General features: G+C 43.5%; 12 protein-coding genes, 1 tRNA gene and 1 pseudogene. 1 reads left to right on the forward strand and 13 read right to left on the reverse strand.

Translation table 11 applies throughout. The annotated features are described in order from the left end of the window. The 13 genes and pseudogenes from HUS61_RS19585 to HUS61_RS19645 all read right to left on the reverse strand — a co-directional run. Nucleotides 1-77 (reverse strand): annotated as a pseudogene (locus HUS61_RS19585) (elongation factor Tu); the annotation flags it as partial. Nucleotides 78-137: 60 nt separating this feature from the next. Beyond that, a complete protein-coding gene (fusA, locus tag HUS61_RS19590) occupies nt 138-2,252 on the reverse strand; it encodes an elongation factor G (protein ID WP_175080871.1) in 2,115 nt (704 codons plus the stop codon). Between the two features lie 27 nt (nt 2,253-2,279). Further along, complete coding sequence (gene rpsG, locus HUS61_RS19595; protein WP_054554834.1) at nt 2,280-2,750, reverse strand: 30S ribosomal protein S7; 471 nt, start codon at nt 2,748-2,750, stop codon at nt 2,280-2,282. Nucleotides 2,751-2,847: 97 nt separating this feature from the next. After that, nucleotides 2,848-3,222 carry a 30S ribosomal protein S12 gene (gene rpsL / locus HUS61_RS19600; protein WP_002958885.1) on the reverse strand — a complete coding sequence of 125 codons (375 nt, stop codon included), beginning with the start codon at nt 3,220-3,222 and terminating at the stop codon, nt 2,848-2,850. A gap of 192 nt (nt 3,223-3,414) precedes the next feature. Further along, nucleotides 3,415-7,587, reverse strand: a complete 4,173-nt coding sequence (rpoC, locus tag HUS61_RS19605; protein WP_062564380.1) for a DNA-directed RNA polymerase subunit beta' — start codon at nt 7,585-7,587, stop codon at nt 3,415-3,417. A gap of 97 nt (nt 7,588-7,684) precedes the next feature. Further along, the gene (gene rpoB, locus HUS61_RS19610) at nt 7,685-11,710 is read right to left on the reverse strand and encodes a DNA-directed RNA polymerase subunit beta (protein ID WP_055022150.1); all 4,026 of its coding nucleotides are present in this window, start codon (nt 11,708-11,710) and stop codon (nt 7,685-7,687) included. A 272-nt stretch (nt 11,711-11,982) separates the two neighbouring features. Then, a complete protein-coding gene (gene rplL / locus HUS61_RS19615) occupies nt 11,983-12,345 on the reverse strand; it encodes a 50S ribosomal protein L7/L12 (protein ID WP_054554830.1) in 363 nt (120 codons plus the stop codon). A gap of 81 nt (nt 12,346-12,426) precedes the next feature. Then, nucleotides 12,427-12,921 (reverse strand): 50S ribosomal protein L10, encoded by a 495-nt coding sequence (gene rplJ / locus HUS61_RS19620; RefSeq protein ID WP_175080873.1) that lies wholly within the window; start codon nt 12,919-12,921, stop codon nt 12,427-12,429. A 319-nt stretch (nt 12,922-13,240) separates the two neighbouring features. Continuing rightward, nucleotides 13,241-13,945: a 50S ribosomal protein L1 gene (gene rplA / locus HUS61_RS19625; RefSeq protein ID WP_054564002.1), complete on the reverse strand. Its 705-nt coding sequence runs from the start codon at nt 13,943-13,945 to the stop codon at nt 13,241-13,243. A gap of 4 nt (nt 13,946-13,949) precedes the next feature. Next, nucleotides 13,950-14,378: a 50S ribosomal protein L11 gene (gene rplK / locus HUS61_RS19630; protein WP_054554827.1), complete on the reverse strand. Its 429-nt coding sequence runs from the start codon at nt 14,376-14,378 to the stop codon at nt 13,950-13,952. Nucleotides 14,379-14,592: 214 nt separating this feature from the next. Further along, nucleotides 14,593-15,150, reverse strand: coding sequence for a transcription termination/antitermination protein NusG (nusG, locus tag HUS61_RS19635; RefSeq protein WP_054554826.1), 558 nt, complete (start codon nt 15,148-15,150; stop codon nt 14,593-14,595). Between the two features lie 4 nt (nt 15,151-15,154). After that, nucleotides 15,155-15,532 carry a preprotein translocase subunit SecE gene (secE, locus tag HUS61_RS19640; RefSeq protein WP_036971579.1) on the reverse strand — a complete coding sequence of 126 codons (378 nt, stop codon included), beginning with the start codon at nt 15,530-15,532 and terminating at the stop codon, nt 15,155-15,157. A gap of 132 nt (nt 15,533-15,664) precedes the next feature. Next, nucleotides 15,665-15,741 (reverse strand) — tRNA-Trp (locus HUS61_RS19645). A 216-nt stretch (nt 15,742-15,957) separates the two neighbouring features. On the opposite strand from HUS61_RS19645, the gene HUS61_RS19650 reads away from it, so the two are divergent. Beyond that, entirely contained in the window at nt 15,958-19,842 is a 3,885-nt protein-coding gene (locus HUS61_RS19650) for a two-component regulator propeller domain-containing protein (RefSeq protein ID WP_175083492.1), read from the forward strand. Nucleotides 19,843-19,913 lie beyond the last annotated feature (71 nt).

The raw sequence follows: 19,913 nt of genomic DNA on the forward strand, positions 1-19,913 counted from the left end.
GTTTTACCGTGGTCAACGTGGCCGATTGTACCAACGTTTACGTGCGGTTTTACGCGTTCAAACTTTTCTTTTGCCATCTTAAAAAATTCCTATAAAGAAATTAACGCCTGACCCACTATTGGGCCAGACAAGCTAAATCATATAACAGCGCGAGCTGCAATTATTGCATCTGCAACGTTTTTAGCGGCTTCTGCATACTTCAAAAACTCCATAGAGTAAGATGCACGGCCTTGTGTTGCAGATCGCAGATCAGTTGCATAACCAAACATTTCAGAAAGTGGTACTTGCGCATTAATTTGCTTAAGACCACCGAATGCTTCTTCCATGCCTTCGATCATGCCGCGGCGACGGTTTAAGTCACCAACTACATCACCCATGTTTTCTTCAGGAGTGATAACTTCAACCTTCATTACTGGTTCTAGAAGAGCTGGGTTTGCTTCAAGCGCACCTTTCTTCATCGCCATTGAACCTGCAATCTTAAATGCCATTTCATTCGAGTCTACATCATGGAATGAACCATCATATAGAGTCGCTTTAACGCCAAGTAATGGGTAGCCAGCAAGCACACCTTGAGACATTTGCTCTTGGATGCCTTTGTCTACCGCAGGGATGTATTCTTTAGGAACGGCACCACCAACGATTTCGTTAACGAACTCGTAAGTTGGCGCTTCATCCTCCGAAATATCCATCGGTTCAAGTTTAAGCCAGACGTGACCATATTGACCACGACCACCTGATTGACGTACGAACTTCCCTTCAACTTCAACAGCTGAACGGATAGCTTCACGGTATGCTACCTGCGGCTTACCAACGTTACATTCAACACTGAATTCACGTTTCATACGGTCGACAATGATATCAAGGTGAAGTTCACCCATGCCAGAAATAATAGTCTGGCCTGATTCTTCGTCAGTTTGTACTCTGAAAGATGGATCTTCTGCCGCTAGTTTACCTAACGCGATTCCCATCTTATCTTGGTCAGCTACTGTGCGAGGCTCAACCGCAACAGAGATAACTGGCTCTGGGAACTCCATACGCTCAAGCGTAATAATTGAGTTCGGATCACACAGTGTCTCACCTGTTGTTACGTCTTTAAGACCAATAGCCGCTGCGATGTCGCCTGCGTAGACTACTTTGATCTCTTCACGTGAGTTTGAATGCATCTGAACGATACGACCAAGTCGCTCACGCTTACTTTTAACTGGATTGTATACCGCATCACCCTGTTTAACAGTACCAGAGTAAACACGGAAGAAGGTCAAGGTGCCAACGAACGGGTCTGTCGCAATCTTAAAAGCAAGTGCGGCAAACGGTGCGTTGTCATCAGCAGGACGTTCTTCCTCAGTACCATCTTCAACGATACCTTGGATTTGTTTCACTTGTGTTGGCGCAGGCATATATTCGATAACAGCATCAAGCACAGCTTGAACACCCTTATTCTTAAATGCACTACCACACGTCATTGGAACAATTTCGTTTGCTAATGTGCGCTGACGTAAAGCTGCTTTAATTTCAGCTTCGGTCAGGTCTTCACCTTCTAGATATTTGTCCATTAGTTCTTCTGATGCTTCTGCAGCGCTCTCAACCATGTGAGAACGCCATTCTTCTGCAAGCTCCAGAAGCTCTGCCGGAATGTCCTCATAAGTGAAAGTCATGCCTTGATCTTCGGCATTCCAGTTAATGGCTTTCATCTTAATAAGGTCAATAACACCTTTAAAGTCGTCTTCAGCACCAATTGGTAGCTGAATTGGAACAGGCGTTGCTCCAAGACGAGATTTCACCTGGTCCACAACTGTTAAGAAGTCAGCGCCAGTGCGATCCATTTTGTTTACGAAGATCATGCGAGGAACTTCGTATTTGTTCGCTTGACGCCAAACTGTCTCAGTTTGCGGCTGTACACCAGATGAAGCACAAAGAACAACTACCGCACCATCTAGTACGCGTAAAGAACGCTCTACTTCGATAGTGAAATCTACGTGTCCTGGCGTATCAATGATATTGATGCGATGGTCGTCAAATTGAGCGTCCATCCCTTTCCAGAAACACGTTGTTGCAGCAGAAGTGATTGTGATACCACGCTCTTGTTCCTGCTCCATCCAATCCATAGTTGCAGCACCATCATGTACTTCACCGATCTTATGAGAAAGACCCGTGTAGAACAGAACACGTTCTGTTGTGGTGGTTTTACCTGCATCTACGTGAGCGCAAATACCGATATTGCGATAGCGCTCAAGTGGAGTTGTACGTGCCATATGATCCTCTTAAAGGTTAAGGGCAGATTACCAACGGTAATGAGCGAATGCTTTATTCGCTTCAGCCATACGGTGAACGTCTTCACGTTTCTTAACCGCAGTGCCTTTGTTGTCAGCAGCGTCAACGATTTCTTGAGCTAAACGTAAGCCCATAGATTTTTCGCCACGCTTACGTGCAGCGTCTACTAACCAACGCATACCTAATGCGTTGCGACGTACTGGACGTACTTCAACTGGTACTTGGTACGTTGAACCACCAACACGGCGAGATTTAACCTCTACCTGTGGGCGAACGTTTTCAAGTGCAGCTTCAAAGATTTCAAGGTGCGACTTGCCTGATTTCTCAGCAGCCACGTCTAACGCACCATAAACGATTTTTTCAGCAGTAGATTTCTTGCCGTCTAACATTACTACGTTAACGAATTTAGCAAGAAGTTCCGATCCGAACTTAGGATCTGGAAGAATTTTACGTTGACCTATTACGCGTCTTCTAGGCATTTTGTATCTCCGGTATCTTCAGGTTTGCTCTTTTAGAGTCAATACCCAAAACAATTAATTTAAAAATTTAGTGCTTGGCCTTACTAACGGAGAACCATTAGCCCTTAGGGCGTTTAGCACCGTATTTAGAACGAGCTTGACGACGGTCGCTAACGCCTGCACAGTCAAGTGCACCACGTACAGTGTGGAAACGCACACCTGGTAAGTCTTTAACACGACCACCACGGATTAGGATTACACTGTGCTCTTGTAAGTTGTGGCCTTCACCACCAATGTAAGATGTTACTTCGAAACCGTTAGTTAAACGAACACGCGCTACTTTACGTAATGCAGAGTTTGGTTTCTTAGGTGTAGTTGTATATACACGAGTACATACACCACGCTTTTGCGGACAAGCTTTAAGTGCAGCTGAGTTACTTTTAGTAACTTTGCTACGACGTGGCTTACGCACTAGCTGGTTAATAGTTGCCATTTAAATAGCTCCTGAAATTAAAATTACTACTGAAAAAATAAAAAATCCGCCCTGTTTACATGCTCGTTACAAAACGTGCAGGCAAATGGGTGGCGGAATTTTAATGAGCAAAGTTTAACCTGTCAACCTTAACTCATCGTAAGGCAGAAGATAACTGCCTTACGATTTCTTAATCTATTGATTAAGTTGAGATTATTGGTTTCCAGAGATATCTGCGTTTAGTGCGTCAGTTAGTGCTTGAGTTGCCTCTTCAGCGCTTACTGTTTGCTCTTCAACGATTTCACCTTGCTTGCGACGGTTTAAACGGTCTTGGTGATACGCAAAGCCTGTACCAGCTGGGATCAGACGACCCACGATTACGTTTTCTTTCAGACCACGAAGCTCATCGCTCTTACCATTTACAGCGGCTTCAGTTAGGACACGAGTTGTCTCCTGGAACGATGCTGCAGAAATGAAAGATTCTGTTGCAAGTGACGCTTTAGTGATACCCATTAACTGGATTTCAAACTTCGCTGGGATCTTGCCTTGCTTCTCAAGTTCACGGTTCGCGATATTAACGCGTGCCACTTCAACTTGTTCACCGGCTAAGAACTCAGTGTCACCGCCGTCAAGGATGATACATTTACGTAGCATCTGACGAATGATTGTCTCAATGTGCTTGTCATTGATCTTAACGCCTTGCAAGCGGTAAACCTCTTGCACTTCGTTAACGATGTAGTTAGCTACATGAGTTACACCACGTAGGCGTAAGATGTCATGTGGTGATTCTGGACCATCGGCGATAACCTCACCTTTAGACACTTGCTCACCTTCGAACACGTTAAGTTGACGCCATTTAGGGATCATCTCTTCGTATGCGTCACCCTCAGCTGGAGTGATTACAAGACGCTTCTTACCTTTTGTTTCTTTACCGAAGCTGATAGTACCTGTGATTTCTGCAAGGATTGCAGGATCTTTCGGCTTACGTGCTTCGAATAAGTCAGCTACGCGAGGTAGACCACCCGTGATATCACGAGTCTTCGAACCTTCTTGCGGAATACGTGCAAGTACGTCACCTGGGTTTGCAGTTGCGCCGTCTGTTACTTCAATCGTTGTGAATGAAGGAAGACGTGTTTCTTGCAGACCACGCTCATCGCTTTCGATGATTAGTTTAGGTTCTTTCGCATTCGCTTTACCTAAGTCTTTAACAACCACACGTGTTAAACCAGTTAACTCGTCTGTTTGTGCTTCGGTATTTGAGTCATCAATGTCGCTGAACGAGATTTTTGACTTGTGCTCAAGAACGATTGGGTGACTATGCGGATCCCAAGTAGCAACGATATCGTTACCTTGAACTTCTGCATTATCTTGTACCGCTAACACCGCACCGTAAGGAACTTTATAACGCTCTTTCTCACGACCAAAGCTATCGATGATAGTGATCTCTGTTGAACGAGACGTGATAACAATCTTACCGTCTGTGTTTAATACATACTTCGCATTGTGTAACTTCAATGTACCGTTAGTTTTAACTTGTACACTGTTTTCAGCAGACGCTCGAGATGCCGCACCACCGATGTGGAAGGTACGCATCGTAAGCTGTGTACCCGGCTCACCGATTGATTGTGCCGCGATAACACCTACTGACTCACCTGGATTGATGATGTGGCCACGCGCAAGGTCACGACCGTAACACTTAGCACATACACCAAAGTCATTATCACAAGTGATTACTGAACGAACGCGTACTTCATCTACTGAGTGCTCTTCTAAAAGGTCACACAGTTTTTCGTCAAGCATAACGTTACGCTCAACAAGTACTTCGTTAGTATTTGGAATTAATACATCTTCAGCAACAACACGACCTAGTACACGTTCACGAAGTGCTTCTACAACGTCACCACCTTCGATAAGCGGTTTCATTGTTAAGCCATCTTCTGTGCCACAGTCGTCTTCGTTGATTACTAAGTCTTGTGCAACGTCTACTAGACGACGCGTTAAGTAACCCGAGTTTGCTGTTTTAAGTGCTGTATCGGCAAGACCTTTACGCGCACCGTGCGTTGAGATGAAGTACTGTAGTACGTTTAGACCTTCACGGAAGTTCGCCGTGATTGGTGTCTCGATGATTGAACCATCTGGACGTGCCATTAGACCACGCATACCCGCTAACTGACGGATCTGAGCGGCGCTACCACGTGCACCTGAGTCTGCCATCATAAACACTGAGTTAAATGAAGATTGCTCTTCTTCTTCGCCTTTAGCGTTGATTACAGTGTCTTTTGATAAGTTCGCCATCATCTCACGTGATAAGTTTTCATTTACACGTGACCAGATATCGATAACTTTGTTGTACTTTTCACCAGCCGTTACAAGACCTGATTGGAATTGTTGGTTGATTTCAGTTACTTCAGCTTCCGCTGATTCAATGATTTCTGCTTTAACCGGTGGGATAACTAAGTCATCGATACCGATTGAAACACCTGACTTCATTGCGTAGTGGAAACCTGTGTACATTACTTGGTCAGCAAAGATAACGGTATCTTTAAGACCTAGACGACGGTAACACTCGTTTAATAAGCCAGAAATTTGTTTCTTACCTAGGGCTTGGTTGATTAACTCAAACGGCATGCCTTTAGGTAGGATTAGTGAAAGAATTGCACGACCTACTGTTGTTTCAACAATAGATACTTGCTCAACTGCTTCACCTTCTTCATTGTTAACTGTTTCGCTAATACGTACTTTTACGCGCGCATGTAGCTCAGCATTACCACTGCGGTATGCTTTTTCAGCTTCTTTAGGATCTTTAAATACAGTACCTTCGCCTTTCGCATTGATGCGATCACGAGTCATGTAGTAAAGACCTAATACAACGTCCTGTGAAGGAACGATGATTGGCTCACCATTCGCTGGAGATAGGATGTTGTTTGTAGACATCATTAGAGCACGTGCTTCTAACTGTGCTTCAAGCGTTAACGGTACGTGTACCGCCATTTGGTCACCATCGAAGTCAGCGTTGTACGCCGCACAAACTAATGGGTGTAAATGGATCGCTTTACCTTCGATAAGCACAGGTTCGAACGCTTGGATACCCAAACGGTGAAGTGTTGGTGCACGGTTAAGTAATACTGGATGTTCACGAATTACTTCGTCTAATACATCCCATACTTCTGCCACTTCACGCTCAACCATCTTCTTAGCAGCTTTGATAGTCGTAGCCATGCCGCGACGCTCTAATTTGCCATAGATAAATGGTTTGAATAGCTCAAGTGCCATCTTCTTAGGAAGACCACACTGGTGTAGTTTAAGCGTAGGACCTACTGTGATTACAGAACGGCCAGAGTAATCTACACGTTTACCAAGTAAGTTCTGACGGAAACGACCTTGCTTACCTTTGATCATATCAGCAAGCGATTTAAGAGGACGTTTGTTAGAACCTGTAATCGCACGACCGCGACGACCGTTATCAAGTAGCGCATCTACCGCTTCTTGTAACATACGTTTTTCGTTGCGTACGATAATGTCTGGTGCTGCTAGATCTAATAGACGCTTAAGACGGTTATTACGGTTAATAACACGACGGTAAAGGTCATTCAGATCAGAAGTCGCAAAACGACCACCGTCTAGTGGTACTAATGGACGTAGATCAGGCGGAAGTACTGGAAGTACTGTCATGATCATCCACTCAGGGTTGTTACCTGATTGGTGGAAAGATTCCATTAATTTAAGACGTTTAGTGATCTTCTTACGCTTAGTTTCAGAGTTAATTGTTGGTAACTCTTCACGCATTTCAGCAATTAATTGGCCAAGATCAAGTTCACGAAGCAAGTCTAATACTGCTTCTGCACCCATCTTCGCTTCAAACTCATCACCGTGCTCTTCTAGTGCATCTAGGTACTCTTCTTCACCTAAAAGCTGACCACGCTCAAGCGTTGTCATACCAGGCTCAGTTACTACGAATGATTCGAAGTAAAGTACGCGCTCGATGTCACGAAGTGTCATGTCTAGCATTAAGCCGATACGTGACGGTAATGATTTTAAGAACCAAATGTGCGCAACTGGGCTCGCAAGCTCAATGTGACCCATACGGTCACGACGCACTTTAGTAAGCGTTACTTCAACGCCACACTTTTCACAAATAACACCACGGTGCTTAAGGCGCTTATATTTACCACATAAACACTCATAATCTTTCACTGGGCCGAAAATACGGGCACAGAATAAGCCGTCGCGCTCAGGCTTGAAAGTACGGTAGTTGATTGTCTCAGGTTTCTTTACTTCACCGTATGACCATGAACGAACCATATCTGGCGAAGCAAGACCAATGCGAATTGCATCGAATTCTTCGGTCTTATTTTGTTGCTTCAGAAACTTAAGTAAGTCTTTCACCTTAGCTCTCCTGTCGGAGGTTAATCTTGAGGGCGAACCAATCGCCCCTACATTCTATTCGGCCTAACAGGTGCGGCTTACGCCGCACCTAAATGGCTTAATTTTCTTCCAACTCGATGTTGATACCCAGTGAGCGGATTTCTTTCAACAATACGTTGAACGATTCTGGCATACCTGGTTCCATCTTATGGTTACCATCTACGATGTTCTTATACATCTTAGTACGACCGTTCACGTCATCCGATTTCACTGTTAGCATTTCTTGTAGAGTATATGCAGCACCGTAAGCTTCTAGTGCCCACACCTCCATCTCACCGAAACGCTGGCCACCGAACTGAGCTTTACCACCCAGCGGCTGCTGAGTAACAAGGCTGTAAGAACCAGTTGAACGTGCGTGCATCTTGTCATCAACCAAGTGGTTAAGTTTCAGCATGTACATGTAACCAACAGTTACTTGACGTTCGAACTGATCGCCAGTACGGCCATCATAAAGTGTAACTTGACCGCTTCTTGGATAACCACCAAGCTCTAGTAAGTCTTTGATTTCGCTTTCACGAGCACCATCAAAGGCTGGAGTTGCGATCGGTAAACCACCTTTCAAGTTATCAGCTAAGCGACGAACTTCATCATCAGAGAACGAGTCGATATCAACTTTCTGACGACAATCACCTAATTCGTAAACTTTCTTAACGAAGCTACGGATTTCGTGCAGTTCACGCTGCTCTTTCATCATTTCTTCTAAGCGCTCACCCACACCACGTGCAGCAAGACCCATGTGTGTTTCTAGGATCTGACCGATGTTCATACGTGATGGTACACCTAGCGGGTTCAGAACGATGTCTACCGTACGACCTTTGTCATCGTATGGCATATCTTCTACTGGTACGATAGTCGAGATAACACCTTTGTTACCGTGACGACCCGCCATCTTATCACCCGGTTGGATACGACGTTTAACAGCTAGGTATACTTTAACAATCTTAAGTACGCCTGGCGCTAAGTCATCACCTTGAGTGATCTTACGACGTTTGTTTTCAAACTTCTTATCGTATTCAGCTTTAAGCTCATCGTACTGGGCAGCTAGTTGCTCAAGTTCAGCTTGCTTGTCTTCTTCAGCAAGGCTTTGAGTAAGCAGCTTTTCAGCATTTAGTGATGCAATTGAATCTGCGTTCAGACCTGCGTCAACAAGTAGCTTACGAGCACGGTCTAATACACCAGCTTCTAAGATACGGAACTCTTCGTTGAAGTCTTTCTTCGCTTCGCGAAGCTGCATGTCTTCAACTTCTAACGCACGCTTATCTTTTTCAACACCGTCACGGGTGAAAACTTGTACGTCAATTACAGTACCAGTTACAGAGTTCGGTACGCGTAAAGAGCTGTCTTTAACGTCTGACGCTTTCTCACCGAAGATAGCACGTAGTAGCTTTTCTTCTGGAGTTAATTGCGTTTCGCCTTTCGGAGTCACTTTACCTACTAGGATATCGCCGCCTTTAACTTCAGCACCGATATAAACAACGCCTGATTCATCAAGCTTGCCTAGTGCAGACTCACCTACGTTAGGGATATCTGCTGTGATCTCTTCAGGACCTAATTTAGTATCACGTGCGATACATTGTAGTTCTTGAATGTGGATAGTCGTTAGACGATCTTCTTGAACTACACGCTCAGATAGTAGGATTGAATCCTCGAAGTTATAACCATTCCATGGCATGAATGCCACGCGAAGGTTTTGACCAAGTGCTAAGTCACCTAGGTCAGTCGAAGGACCATCTGCTAATACGTCACCACGTGTTACCGGCTCACCAACCATACAAGTTGGTTTTTGGTTAATACATGTATTTTGGTTTGAGCGAGTGTATTTAGTAAGGTTGTAAATATCGATGCCCGCTTCACCTGGAATACGCTCATCTTCATGTACATTTACAACGATGCGGCTTGCATCCGCATACATTACTTCACCACCACGCTTAGCAACGATAGTTACACCAGAATCTTTCGCTAGTGTAAGCTCGATACCTGTACCTACCAGCGGTTTGTCCGCGATAAGTGTTGGTACGGCTTGACGTTGCATGTTTGAACCCATCAATGCACGGTTAGCATCATCGTGTTCTAGGAACGGGATAAGTGCTGCCGCTACAGAGATCACCTGTTGTGGTGATACGTCCATATATTGTTGGTCCATTTTGCCCATAAAGGTTGATTCACCTTTGTGACGACATGGAATTAGTTCATCAACAAACTCATTGTTTTCGTTCAAGTTTGAGTTCGCCTGAGCGATAACAAACTGACCTTCTTCAATGGCTGATAAGTAATCTACTTCATCAGTAACTACACCGTTTACCACTTTACGGTAAGGTGTTTCTAAGAAACCATAGTCATTCGTACGTGCGTACGTAGACAATGAGTTAATTAGACCGATGTTTGGACCCTCAGGCGTTTCGATTGGACATACACGACCATAGTGAGTTACGTGAACGTCTCGAACCTCGAAGCCAGCGCGTTCACGTGTTAAACCACCCGGGCCTAATGCAGAAATACGACGCTTGTGCGTTACTTCTGAAAGCGGGTTATTTTGGTCCATGAACTGTGATAACTGAGATGAACCAAAGAACTCTTTAACCGCAGCCGAAATAGGCTTAGCGTTAATAAGATCTTGTGGCATTACAGCGTCAAGGTCACCTAAGCTTAAACGCTCACGTACAGCACGCTCAACACGTACTAGACCAACGCGGAATTGGTTCTCAGCCATTTCGCCAACACTACGGATACGACGGTTGCCTAAGTGGTCGATATCATCAACATCGCCAACACCGTTACGAATAGCGATAAGCACTTTCATAACAGCTACGATGTCTTCTTTCGATAATGTGCCAGGGCCAGTATCTGAGTCATAACCTACACGGCTATTGAACTTCATACGACCAACTGTTGATAAATCGTAACGCTCGTCAGAGAAGAACAAGTTATCAAATAAGGCTTCAGCCGCGTCTTTCGTCGGTGGCTCGCCTGGGCGCATCATGCGATAAATTTCTACTAATGCTTCTAAACGGTTGCTTGTTGTGTCGATACGTAATGTATCTGACATGTAGGCGCCGCTGTCCACTTCGTTGATATATAGTGTATCAATCTTAGTGTGACCTGCTTTAACCAATTCAGCCATTAGCTCAAGTGATAGCTCGTCATTCGCGTTTGCGATGATCTCACCAGTTGACTCATCAACATAGTTTCTAGCTACAACACGACCAATGATGTACTCATGCGGTACTTCTAATTGGTTAATACCTTTTTTCTCGATGTTCTTGATGTGACGCGCAGTAATACGACGACCCGCTTCAACAAGGACTTCACCGTCTTCGCCTTTGATATCAAAAGCGGCAGTTTCACCACGTAAGCGTGAAGGAACAAGTTCCATAAGAACTTTACCGTCAGCAACTTCAAACGCAGTTGTATCGAAGAATATCTCTAGGATTTCATCCGTTGAGTACTCAAGTGCACGTAGGATGATTGACGCCGGTAATTTACGACGACGGTCAATACGTACATAAAGGTTATCTTTTGCATCAAACTCGAAGTCTAACCATGAACCACGGTAAGGAATTACACGCGCGTTATAAAGTACTTTACCTGACGAGTGAGTTTTACCGCGGTCGTTATCAAAGAATACACCAGGGCTACGGTGTAGCTGAGAAACGATAACACGCTCTGTACCATTGATAACAAAGGTACCGGTATCAGTCATGAGCGGAATTTCGCCCATGTAAACTTCTTGCTCTTTAATGTCTTTAACTGTGCCTGGTGCTTCTTTGTCCATCACCACAAGACGCAATTTTACGCGAAGTGGAGCAGAATAAGTCACACCGCGAATTTGACATTCTTTTACATCGAATACTGGCTCACCAATACGATAACTTACATATTGAAGCTCAGAATTTCCCGAGTAGCTTTTGATAGGAAACACAGAACGGAAAGCAGCTTCCAAACCGTGATCGCCATCAGCGTCAGGGACTAAGAATTTTTTAAACGATTCTAACTGCGTCGACAGTAAGAAAGGTATATCCAAAACTTGTGGACGTTTACCAAAATCCTTACGGATACGTTTCTTTTCAGAATAAGAGTAAGCCATGGGGTTCCTCAGCTTGCTGATCTTTGACCCGACCTGTTCTTGTAAGAACAGACTTAACTGGCATCTAAGCCAAGATGTACAACATTAAATTGTTGTTCTATTTCGCTCTGACACTTTCAACACCAAAATAGGTAACAACTTGAAAGTAAAGAGAAAATTAGATTTTATTTGCGTTACAGGATTGCATCGCTCTATAGCGCAAAAAGGCCGGTGATTAAATAATCACCAGCCCTTGCCTGATTACTCAGGCAGCGAACCTAGCAAAAGCTAGATTACTTAACCTCAACTTCAGCACCAGCTTCAGTAAGGTCTTTTGCAAGTGCTTCAGCTTCTTCTTTAGATACACCTTCTTTGATAGGTGCAGGAGCAGCTTCAACAAGTGCTTTAGCTTCTTTAAGGCCAAGACCAGTAGCACCACGTACAGCTTTGATAGCTGCAACCTTGTTAGCGCCAGCGCCAGTAAGGATTACGTCGAACTCAGTCTTTTCTTCAGCTGCTTCAGCAGCAGGACCAGCAACAACAGCAGCAGCTGCAGTTACGCCGAATTTTTCTTCCATTGCTTCAACTAGAGCAACAACGTCCATTACTGACATTTCAGCAATAGCATCAAGGATTTGGTCTTTAGTTACAGACATTACAAATTTCCTAATTATTACGGACTAAATATAGCCCAAAAAAAATATTACACCGAAAGTGAACAAAAAAACAGCTTAAAATTAAGCAGCTTGCTCTTCTTTCTGTACACGTACTGCTTCAATTGTTTTACACAATTTACCTGCAGACGCTTCTTTCATAGCGCTCATTAAGCGTGCAACAGCTTCGTCGTAAGTAGGTAGAGTTGCTAGCATAGCTGCGTCTACTACGTTACCTTCAAATGCAGCCGTCTTAACTTCGAATTTCTCGTTCTTCTTCGCGAATTCTTTGAAGATACGCGCAGCAGCACCTGGGTGCTCTGAAGAGAAAGCGATTAAGCTTGGACCTACAAGTGAGTCAGAAAGGCACTCAAAATCTGTACCTTCAACAGCACGTTTAGCTAAAGTGTTACGAACAACTTTCATCCATACACCAGCTTCACGAGCTTCTTTACGAAGGGCAGTGATAGCACCAACTGTTACACCACGAGAATCTGCAACAACTGCAGAAAGAGCACCAGTGGCTGCTTCGTTGACTTCAGCAACAATTGCTTTTTTGCCTTGAAGATTTAAAGCCATGGGTGTTACTCCTGGTTTAATGGGTTGCCGAAATTGGCTTCCCTGTTCTACTCTTCCCCATCAAAGATGGAGATGCTTTTTACGGCGAGAGCCAGAAGATTAGGAAAAATCTATCTGGGGATTCACACCGTCTACGTAGGTAAAATATTAAGGCCGAAGCCGCCTACGGTCTTGGACGGAAGCCCAATTTATCGTTTTAACCCGAAGGCATTACGAAATTATGGACTTCAACCCGAATTCTTTACTTGTTTCGAAATTAACTTTCTCAACAAAATGGCGCAAAATTATAGTTCAAATTTCGCGCCATGTAAACTCTTAATTAAGCAACAACTGTGCTTAGAGAGTTTTGGTCAACAGCAACACCTGCGCCCATTGTTGTAGAGATAGTTACTTTCTTCACGTAAGTACCTTTTGCTTGAGAAGGTTTAGCCTTCTTAAGCGCAACAATAAGAGCTTCAAGGTTTTGTTGAAGTTGCTCAGCAGTGAAATCAACCTTACCGATAGTAGTATGGATGATACCGTTCTTGTCGTTACGGTAACGAACTTGACCTGCTTTCGCGTTTTTAACTGCTTCTGCAACGTTAGGAGTTACAGTACCAGTTTTAGGGTTTGGCATTAGACCACGTGGACCTAAGATTTGACCTAGTTGACCAACAACACGCATAGCGTCTGGAGATGCAACAACAACGTCAAAGTTCATCTCGCCTTTCTTAACTTGTTCAGCAAGATCTTCCATGCCCACTAATTCAGCACCAGCTTCTTTCGCAGCATCTGCGTTAGCGCCTTGTGTGAATACAGCAACACGAACTTCACGACCAGTACCGTTAGGTAGTACAGTTGCACCACGAACGTTTTGGTCAGATTTACGAGCATCGATACCAAGGTTAACAGCAACGTCAACACTTTCTACGAATTTAGCTGTCGCTAACTCTTTTAAAAGAGCAACTGCTTCGTTGATTTCGTAATCTTTAGTTACATCCACTTTTTCGCGGATTGTACGCATACGTTTAGTTAATTTTGCCATTATCTTAGTCCTCTACGTTCAAGCCCATCGCACGCGCAGAACCTGCGATAGTGCGAACTGCAGCGTCCATATCAGCCGCTGTAAGGTCAGGTCGTTTTGTCTCAACGATTTCTTCAAGTTGAGCACGAGTTACTGTACCCACTTTTTCAGTGTTAGGACGGCCAGAACCTGATTTGATACCTGCAGCTTTCTTAAGTAAGTAAGCAGCCGGTGGAGTTTTCATGTCGAACGTGAAAGAACGGTCACCGTAAACAGAGATCACTACAGGAACTGGAGCGCCTTTTTCGATAGATTCTGTACGTGCGTTGAACGCTTTACAGAATTCCATGATGTTTACACCGTGTTGACCTAGTGCTGGACCTACTGGAGGACTAGGGTTAGCCATACCAGCGGCAACTTGTAGCTTGATAATAGCTTCAACTTTTTTAGCCATAATAAATACCTCATTTGGTGGGTCATAGCCTTGTGCGCGCGAGGACGCGTACTCTAACGGCTTCCCAGTTTAAAAATTGGTTCTCACTTTTTAGTGATAAAACAAGTTGTAACTTGCCCTAACACAAAAAGGCCGCTGATTATAAGTTAATCAGCGGCCTTTTTCAAGCGTATTGCCAAAATATTAATCAACTTTGGCAGCTTTAATTTTTTACTTACTTGTCTTGCTCAACTTGACCAAATTCAAGGTCAACAGGTGTCGAACGACCGAAGATAAGAACAGACACTTTCACGCGGCTCTTCTCGTAATCAACTTCTTCAACAACACCGCTGAAGTCAGCAAATGGACCATCGATAACACGAACAACTTCGCCTGGCTCGAATAATGTAGCTGGCTTAGGTGCTTCAGAGTTCTCTTGAAGACGGTTTAAGATGCGGTCAGCTTCTTTTTGGCTAATTGGCGCTGGACGATCAGACGTACCACCAATGAAGCCCATAACACGTGCAGTGCTGTTCACTAAGTGCCAGCTTGCATCGTTCATGTCCATTTGAACTAGTACGTAACCTGGGAAGAATTTACGCTCAGATTTACGCTTTTGGCCAGCGCGCATCTCAACAACTTCTTCAGTTGGTACTAATACTTCACCAAAACTATCTTCCAAACCTTCGATCTTGATGTGCTCAAGAATAGTTTGTGCTACACGCTTCTCGTAACCAGAGAAAGCTTGTACTACGTACCAACGTAGTTTCTTTTCGTTCTTCTCATCCGACATGGGATTAGATCTCCAATCCAGTTAAAAAGCCTACTGCGCGGAATAAAATGCCATCTAATCCCCAAAGGATAAGCGCCATAATCACAGTTGCAACCATTACAATTAATGTCGTATGTGTTGTTTCTTGGCGAGTTGGCCACACAACTTTACGTACTTCGATACGTGCTTCTTTTGCAAACGCAAGAAAAGTACGACCTTTTTCAGTTAGTGAGGCAATGCCTAAACCAGCTGCAACAGCAACCACTACACCAATAGCACGTAATAATACAGATTGGTCTGCATACATGTGGTTACCAACGACTGCGCCTGCTAGTAGCGCAATTGCTACAATCCACTTTACTGAATCCATCGCACTTGATGGTGTTTCTACATTCGTGCTCATAATATTTTTACCTTAACTACAGACACAACAACCCTGCGCTCTGGCAGGGTTAATCCATTAAAATCTAAACTTAAAAACTGACTTGTTTAAACCGATTTTTAATTTCAGACTTAGCACACATTGTGTAAAAAGTGGCAGGGGCGGAGAGATTCGAACTCCCAACCGTCGGTTTTGGAGACCGCTGTTCTACCAATTGGAACTACGCCCCTGCAAAGTGGATGCCTATTATACTTACGCAATTCATTAACACAAGAGTAAAAGATACCCATTAGTTAAAATCTCATCAGTTCGTTTAAAAATCAATATTAACATTGATTAAAAAGCAGTTTACCATAGACCCATTAAAGGAACATAAAACAACATGGATCAGTGTGCTGCTATTAAAACCCCCTTTTAATATTGTATTGTTATGCCTCATTTTGTTGATGGCTAATCAAGCTAGTGCACGTTCTTTACACCTCAGCACTTTTAATAGTCAGCAGGGCCTCAGTCAAAATTCAATCACCTGCAGCATCACCGACCAGCAAGGCTTTTTATGGTTTGCCACACAAGGTGGCTTAAACCGTTTCGATGGTTATGAATTTAAGCGTTTTAAAGCTAATAGCGATCATAAAAGCATTTCAGGGAACTGGATCACCGGCTGTGTTAAAGATAGTAAAAACCAGCTATGGTTTTCGACTGCAAGTAAAGGGCTTAATAGACTCGACCCTAAAACCGGTCTGTTTGAAGTGTTTTCTACTCGCCATAACGGAAGCCTAAGTGAAGATAAAATCTGGTCTATGGCGTTAGCTAAAGATGATGTTCTGTGGTTAGGCCACGAACATGGTAAGTTAACCCGTTTTGATGTATCAAATAATAGCTTTACACACTTTTACTATAAATCAACGCAGCCACTGGTTCGAGACATTGTTATTACCGATGAACTAATTTGGCTTGCCACAGATAAAGGGCTTATTTCATTTGACCCAATTACTGAGCAATTTACTCAGCATGCTCAGGTCTCCGTGCCGCTCTGGCATCTCAAGTTGCTTAATGACGAAAAGTTGCTTATTGGCGCTAAACAAGGTCTTTATATATTAAATTTAGCTACGCAAAGTAGTGAAAAAGTCGAACAGTTTAATGGAGCCTGGATCACAGACAGCCTCGTTGACCAACAGCAAAACCTTTGGCTTACAAGCTATGGACAAGGTCTATACCTTTTACCTGTAGGTGCTGACTTACAAGAGCAATTCACTCAATATCGCCATGACAAACAAAACCCCAACGGCTTAAGCAGCGACTACCTGCTTTCTCTTTTTCAAGACTCGCAAGGTGTTATTTGGCTGGGCACAGATGGCTATGGTGTGCACCGCTATGATCCTAAGCAGCAACAGTTCTCTCATCAATTAAAAACCTCTCAAGCAAATTCGTTAAGCCATAACTTTGTTCGTTCAATAGTTAAAAGAGCCAATGGTGAGGTATGGGTTGGCACCCGCGATGGATTAAATCTCAAAACAACGTCTGGTTATCAGCACTTTAAAAACGCCCTACCTAATAACAATATATTTGCCCTACACGAAGATGCTAACCAGCAATTATGGATTGGTACTTACGGTGGCGGTTTAATTAAGTATCAAGACCGCCTTGATGAGTTTACAACTTTAACCATGCAAAGCCACCAGCTAGTCAGTGATCGTGTTTACGCAATTACCAGCGACAAAACAGGTGCACTTTGGCTTGGTAGTAACCAAGGTCTAACCCGTTTTGAACCAGCATCTGACAAGGTGACTCACTATCAGCATAATGATGCGCAAAATAGCCTTGCCAACAACACCGTATTTACTTTGGCTTATGATAATGAAGAGCACGCACTATGGATTGGTACCCGAGCAGGACTCAATAAACTCGATATCTCAACAGAGCAATTTAGTTTATTAGATGAGCAAGGTTCAGGCGAGACAGGGCTTAGCCACAATATGGTTACCTCTTTATTACTCAGTGAAGACAGCATTTGGGTTGGCACTATGCAAGGCTTGAATCAAGTCAACAAGCGTACCCTCACAGTGAAACACATAACTGAGCAGCAAGGATTAGCTAACGACAACATTTTTGACATTCTTGCCGATAAACAAGGCACGCTTTGGCTTGCGACCAACGGCGGGCTCACTCGCTATAACCCCAGCACACAGCAAATGCAGCAGTTTTTGCCTGAAGATGGTATTCAACACCAGTCATTTATACTGGGCGCGAGCTTTCAAGCTGACGATGGCGAATTATTTTTTGGGGGTATTAATGGCTATAATCATTTTTACCCAGAGCAACTAACCTTATCGCACATTCCCCCCACTCCAGTGTTAACTGAGTTATTACTTAATAACCGAGCAATTAAAAGTAATCATTTTGATAAGCAAACCAATACCCTTGCTAGTGCAACTCTGACATTCTCGTTTGCAAAATCAGCGGGGGTTATCGGCTTTAAATTTAGTGCATTAAAAAATGGTGCGACTCCAAAGCATTACCAATATGGCTACAAGCTAGCTGGTTTTGATGAACAATTTTTATATACCGATGCATCCCTTAGGCAAATTAACTATCCGCAATTGCCTGCTGGTAACTACCAGTTATTGCTAAAAGCAAAAGATCAATATGGCCAATGGAGTGACAGTACACAGCTATTAGAACTTACTGTTGTGCCTCCTTGGTGGCAAACTAAATTAGCCTACGGCATTTACTTTACGTTTTCTTTAGCACTGACTTGGCTTGTGTTAAATGCCTTGTACAAGCGCAAACTAGCAGAGCAAGAAAAGCAAACCGAAATTGAGTTAAACAAACTAAAAGATCAGTTTTTAGATAACATTAGCCACGAACTCAAAACACCACTTAGCTTAATACTCGCTCCGGTAAGTCAGTTACAGCGAAGCAATGCAGACTCTCAAGCTCAAACGCAACTAGCCAGTATCAAACGTAACTGCCAGCGCTTACTTGAGCTCATCAATCAACTTTTACAACTGAGTCAACGCCCAAGCACGGCAATTTACACTGTCAGCCCCTATTCTATTACGCCATTTTTAATAGATTTAGTGGCGGATTTCAGACCTCTGTATGAGCAAAAAAAACTGCAATTTAGCTTTACTGACACCACCACTACAGCACTTAAGATTAACCTTGCTCCTGAACATGCCCACTCGATTTTCAGTAACCTGATAAGCAATGCACTTAAGTACACCCCTTCAGGTGGCACTGTCGATATTCACCTTAGTGAAGTGCAACAAGCGTTACAGTTTAAAATTACTGATACCGGTGTGGGTATTGCCAGTGAGCATCAGCAGTCAATTTTTCAGCGCTTTACTCGCTTAACATCGTCAGAACCAGGAAGTGGTATTGGCCTGAGCTTAGTAAAACAACTCGTTGAAAAGTATGGTGGCTCTATCAGTGTAAGCAGTAACATCGCTGAAGGTAGCTGCTTTACTGTGTCATTACCAGTGGTTGAAAGTGCTGATAAGCACATTAATAGTGCTACGCAAGTTCTTACCTCACAACAGACATTGCTGATTGTTGAAGATAATGAGGAAATGGCAGAGCTACTCCTTTCTTTATTTAATAACGAGTTTAACTGTATCTGTGCTGCTGATGGCCAGCAAGCTCTCGACCTTTGTCAGTCAGACCTGCCTGAACTCATTATCAGTGATGTGATGATGCCAAATATGGATGGTTATCAATTATTAGCAGCACTGCGTTCAAACCCAGCCACCAGCCATATCCCAGTATTATTACTTTCTGCTAAAGCAGATACCCACAGCCGCTTAAAAGGGCTTGATTTATTAGCTGATGACTTTTTAAGTAAACCTTTTGAACCTACTCTGCTAGTAAGTAGAGTAAAAGGGCTGCTTAACCTGAGACAAATTTTCAACCAACACCTAACAGCACAATTGGCAGCTCCACTGAATAGCGATACAGCGCCAATAACAGTACAAAATAAAGATTATTCCTTCACAGAAAAGCTCAAGCAAGTAGTACAAGTCCATTATCAAGATGAAAGTTTTTCGGTTGAACAACTAGCCTCAGCGTTATGTTTAAGCCCCCGGGCGCTACAACTAAAAATGAAAGCCTTGTACTCGCAAACGCCTTCTGACTATTTGCGCAATACTCGCTTAGAGTTTGCAAAAAAACAGCTAATCGATAGCGCGTTAGCAATTGGTCAAGTCGCAGAGCAAGCAGGTTTTAGTTCACAAAGCTATTTTGCCCGAAGCTTTAAGAGCTATGTTGGCTTATCACCAAAACAGTATCGAGAAAAATATCAAAAACATGCCGAATTTCGCGTCAGTGAATAAAGTTTTCGCCTGAGTGCTATTAATAAAACACTGATTTTTATAGCTTATCCATACAAACGTCAATAACAACA

This window comes from Pseudoalteromonas sp. 0802 (assembly GCF_013350085.1).
GTDB lineage: Bacteria > Pseudomonadota > Gammaproteobacteria > Enterobacterales > Alteromonadaceae > Pseudoalteromonas.

Excerpts from the sequence above, each read along its gene's own strand:
- fusA (WP_175080871.1), bottom strand. The coding sequence starts at position 2,252 with ATGGCACGTACAACTCCACTTGAGCGCTATCGCAATATCGGTATTTGC.
- rpsG (WP_054554834.1), bottom strand. The coding sequence starts at position 2,750 with ATGCCTAGAAGACGCGTAATAGGTCAACGTAAAATTCTTCCAGATCCT.
- rpsL (WP_002958885.1), bottom strand. The coding sequence starts at position 3,222 with ATGGCAACTATTAACCAGCTAGTGCGTAAGCCACGTCGTAGCAAAGTT.
- rpoB (WP_055022150.1), bottom strand. The coding sequence starts at position 11,710 with ATGGCTTACTCTTATTCTGAAAAGAAACGTATCCGTAAGGATTTTGGT.
- rplL (WP_054554830.1), bottom strand. The coding sequence starts at position 12,345 with ATGTCTGTAACTAAAGACCAAATCCTTGATGCTATTGCTGAAATGTCA.
- rplJ (WP_175080873.1), bottom strand. The coding sequence starts at position 12,921 with ATGGCTTTAAATCTTCAAGGCAAAAAAGCAATTGTTGCTGAAGTCAAC.
- rplA (WP_054564002.1), bottom strand. The coding sequence starts at position 13,945 with ATGGCAAAATTAACTAAACGTATGCGTACAATCCGCGAAAAAGTGGAT.
- rplK (WP_054554827.1), bottom strand. The coding sequence starts at position 14,378 with ATGGCTAAAAAAGTTGAAGCTATTATCAAGCTACAAGTTGCCGCTGGT.
- nusG (WP_054554826.1), bottom strand. The coding sequence starts at position 15,150 with ATGTCGGATGAGAAGAACGAAAAGAAACTACGTTGGTACGTAGTACAA.
- secE (WP_036971579.1), bottom strand. The coding sequence starts at position 15,532 with ATGAGCACGAATGTAGAAACACCATCAAGTGCGATGGATTCAGTAAAG.
- HUS61_RS19650 (WP_175083492.1), top strand. The coding sequence starts at position 15,958 with ATGGCTAATCAAGCTAGTGCACGTTCTTTACACCTCAGCACTTTTAAT.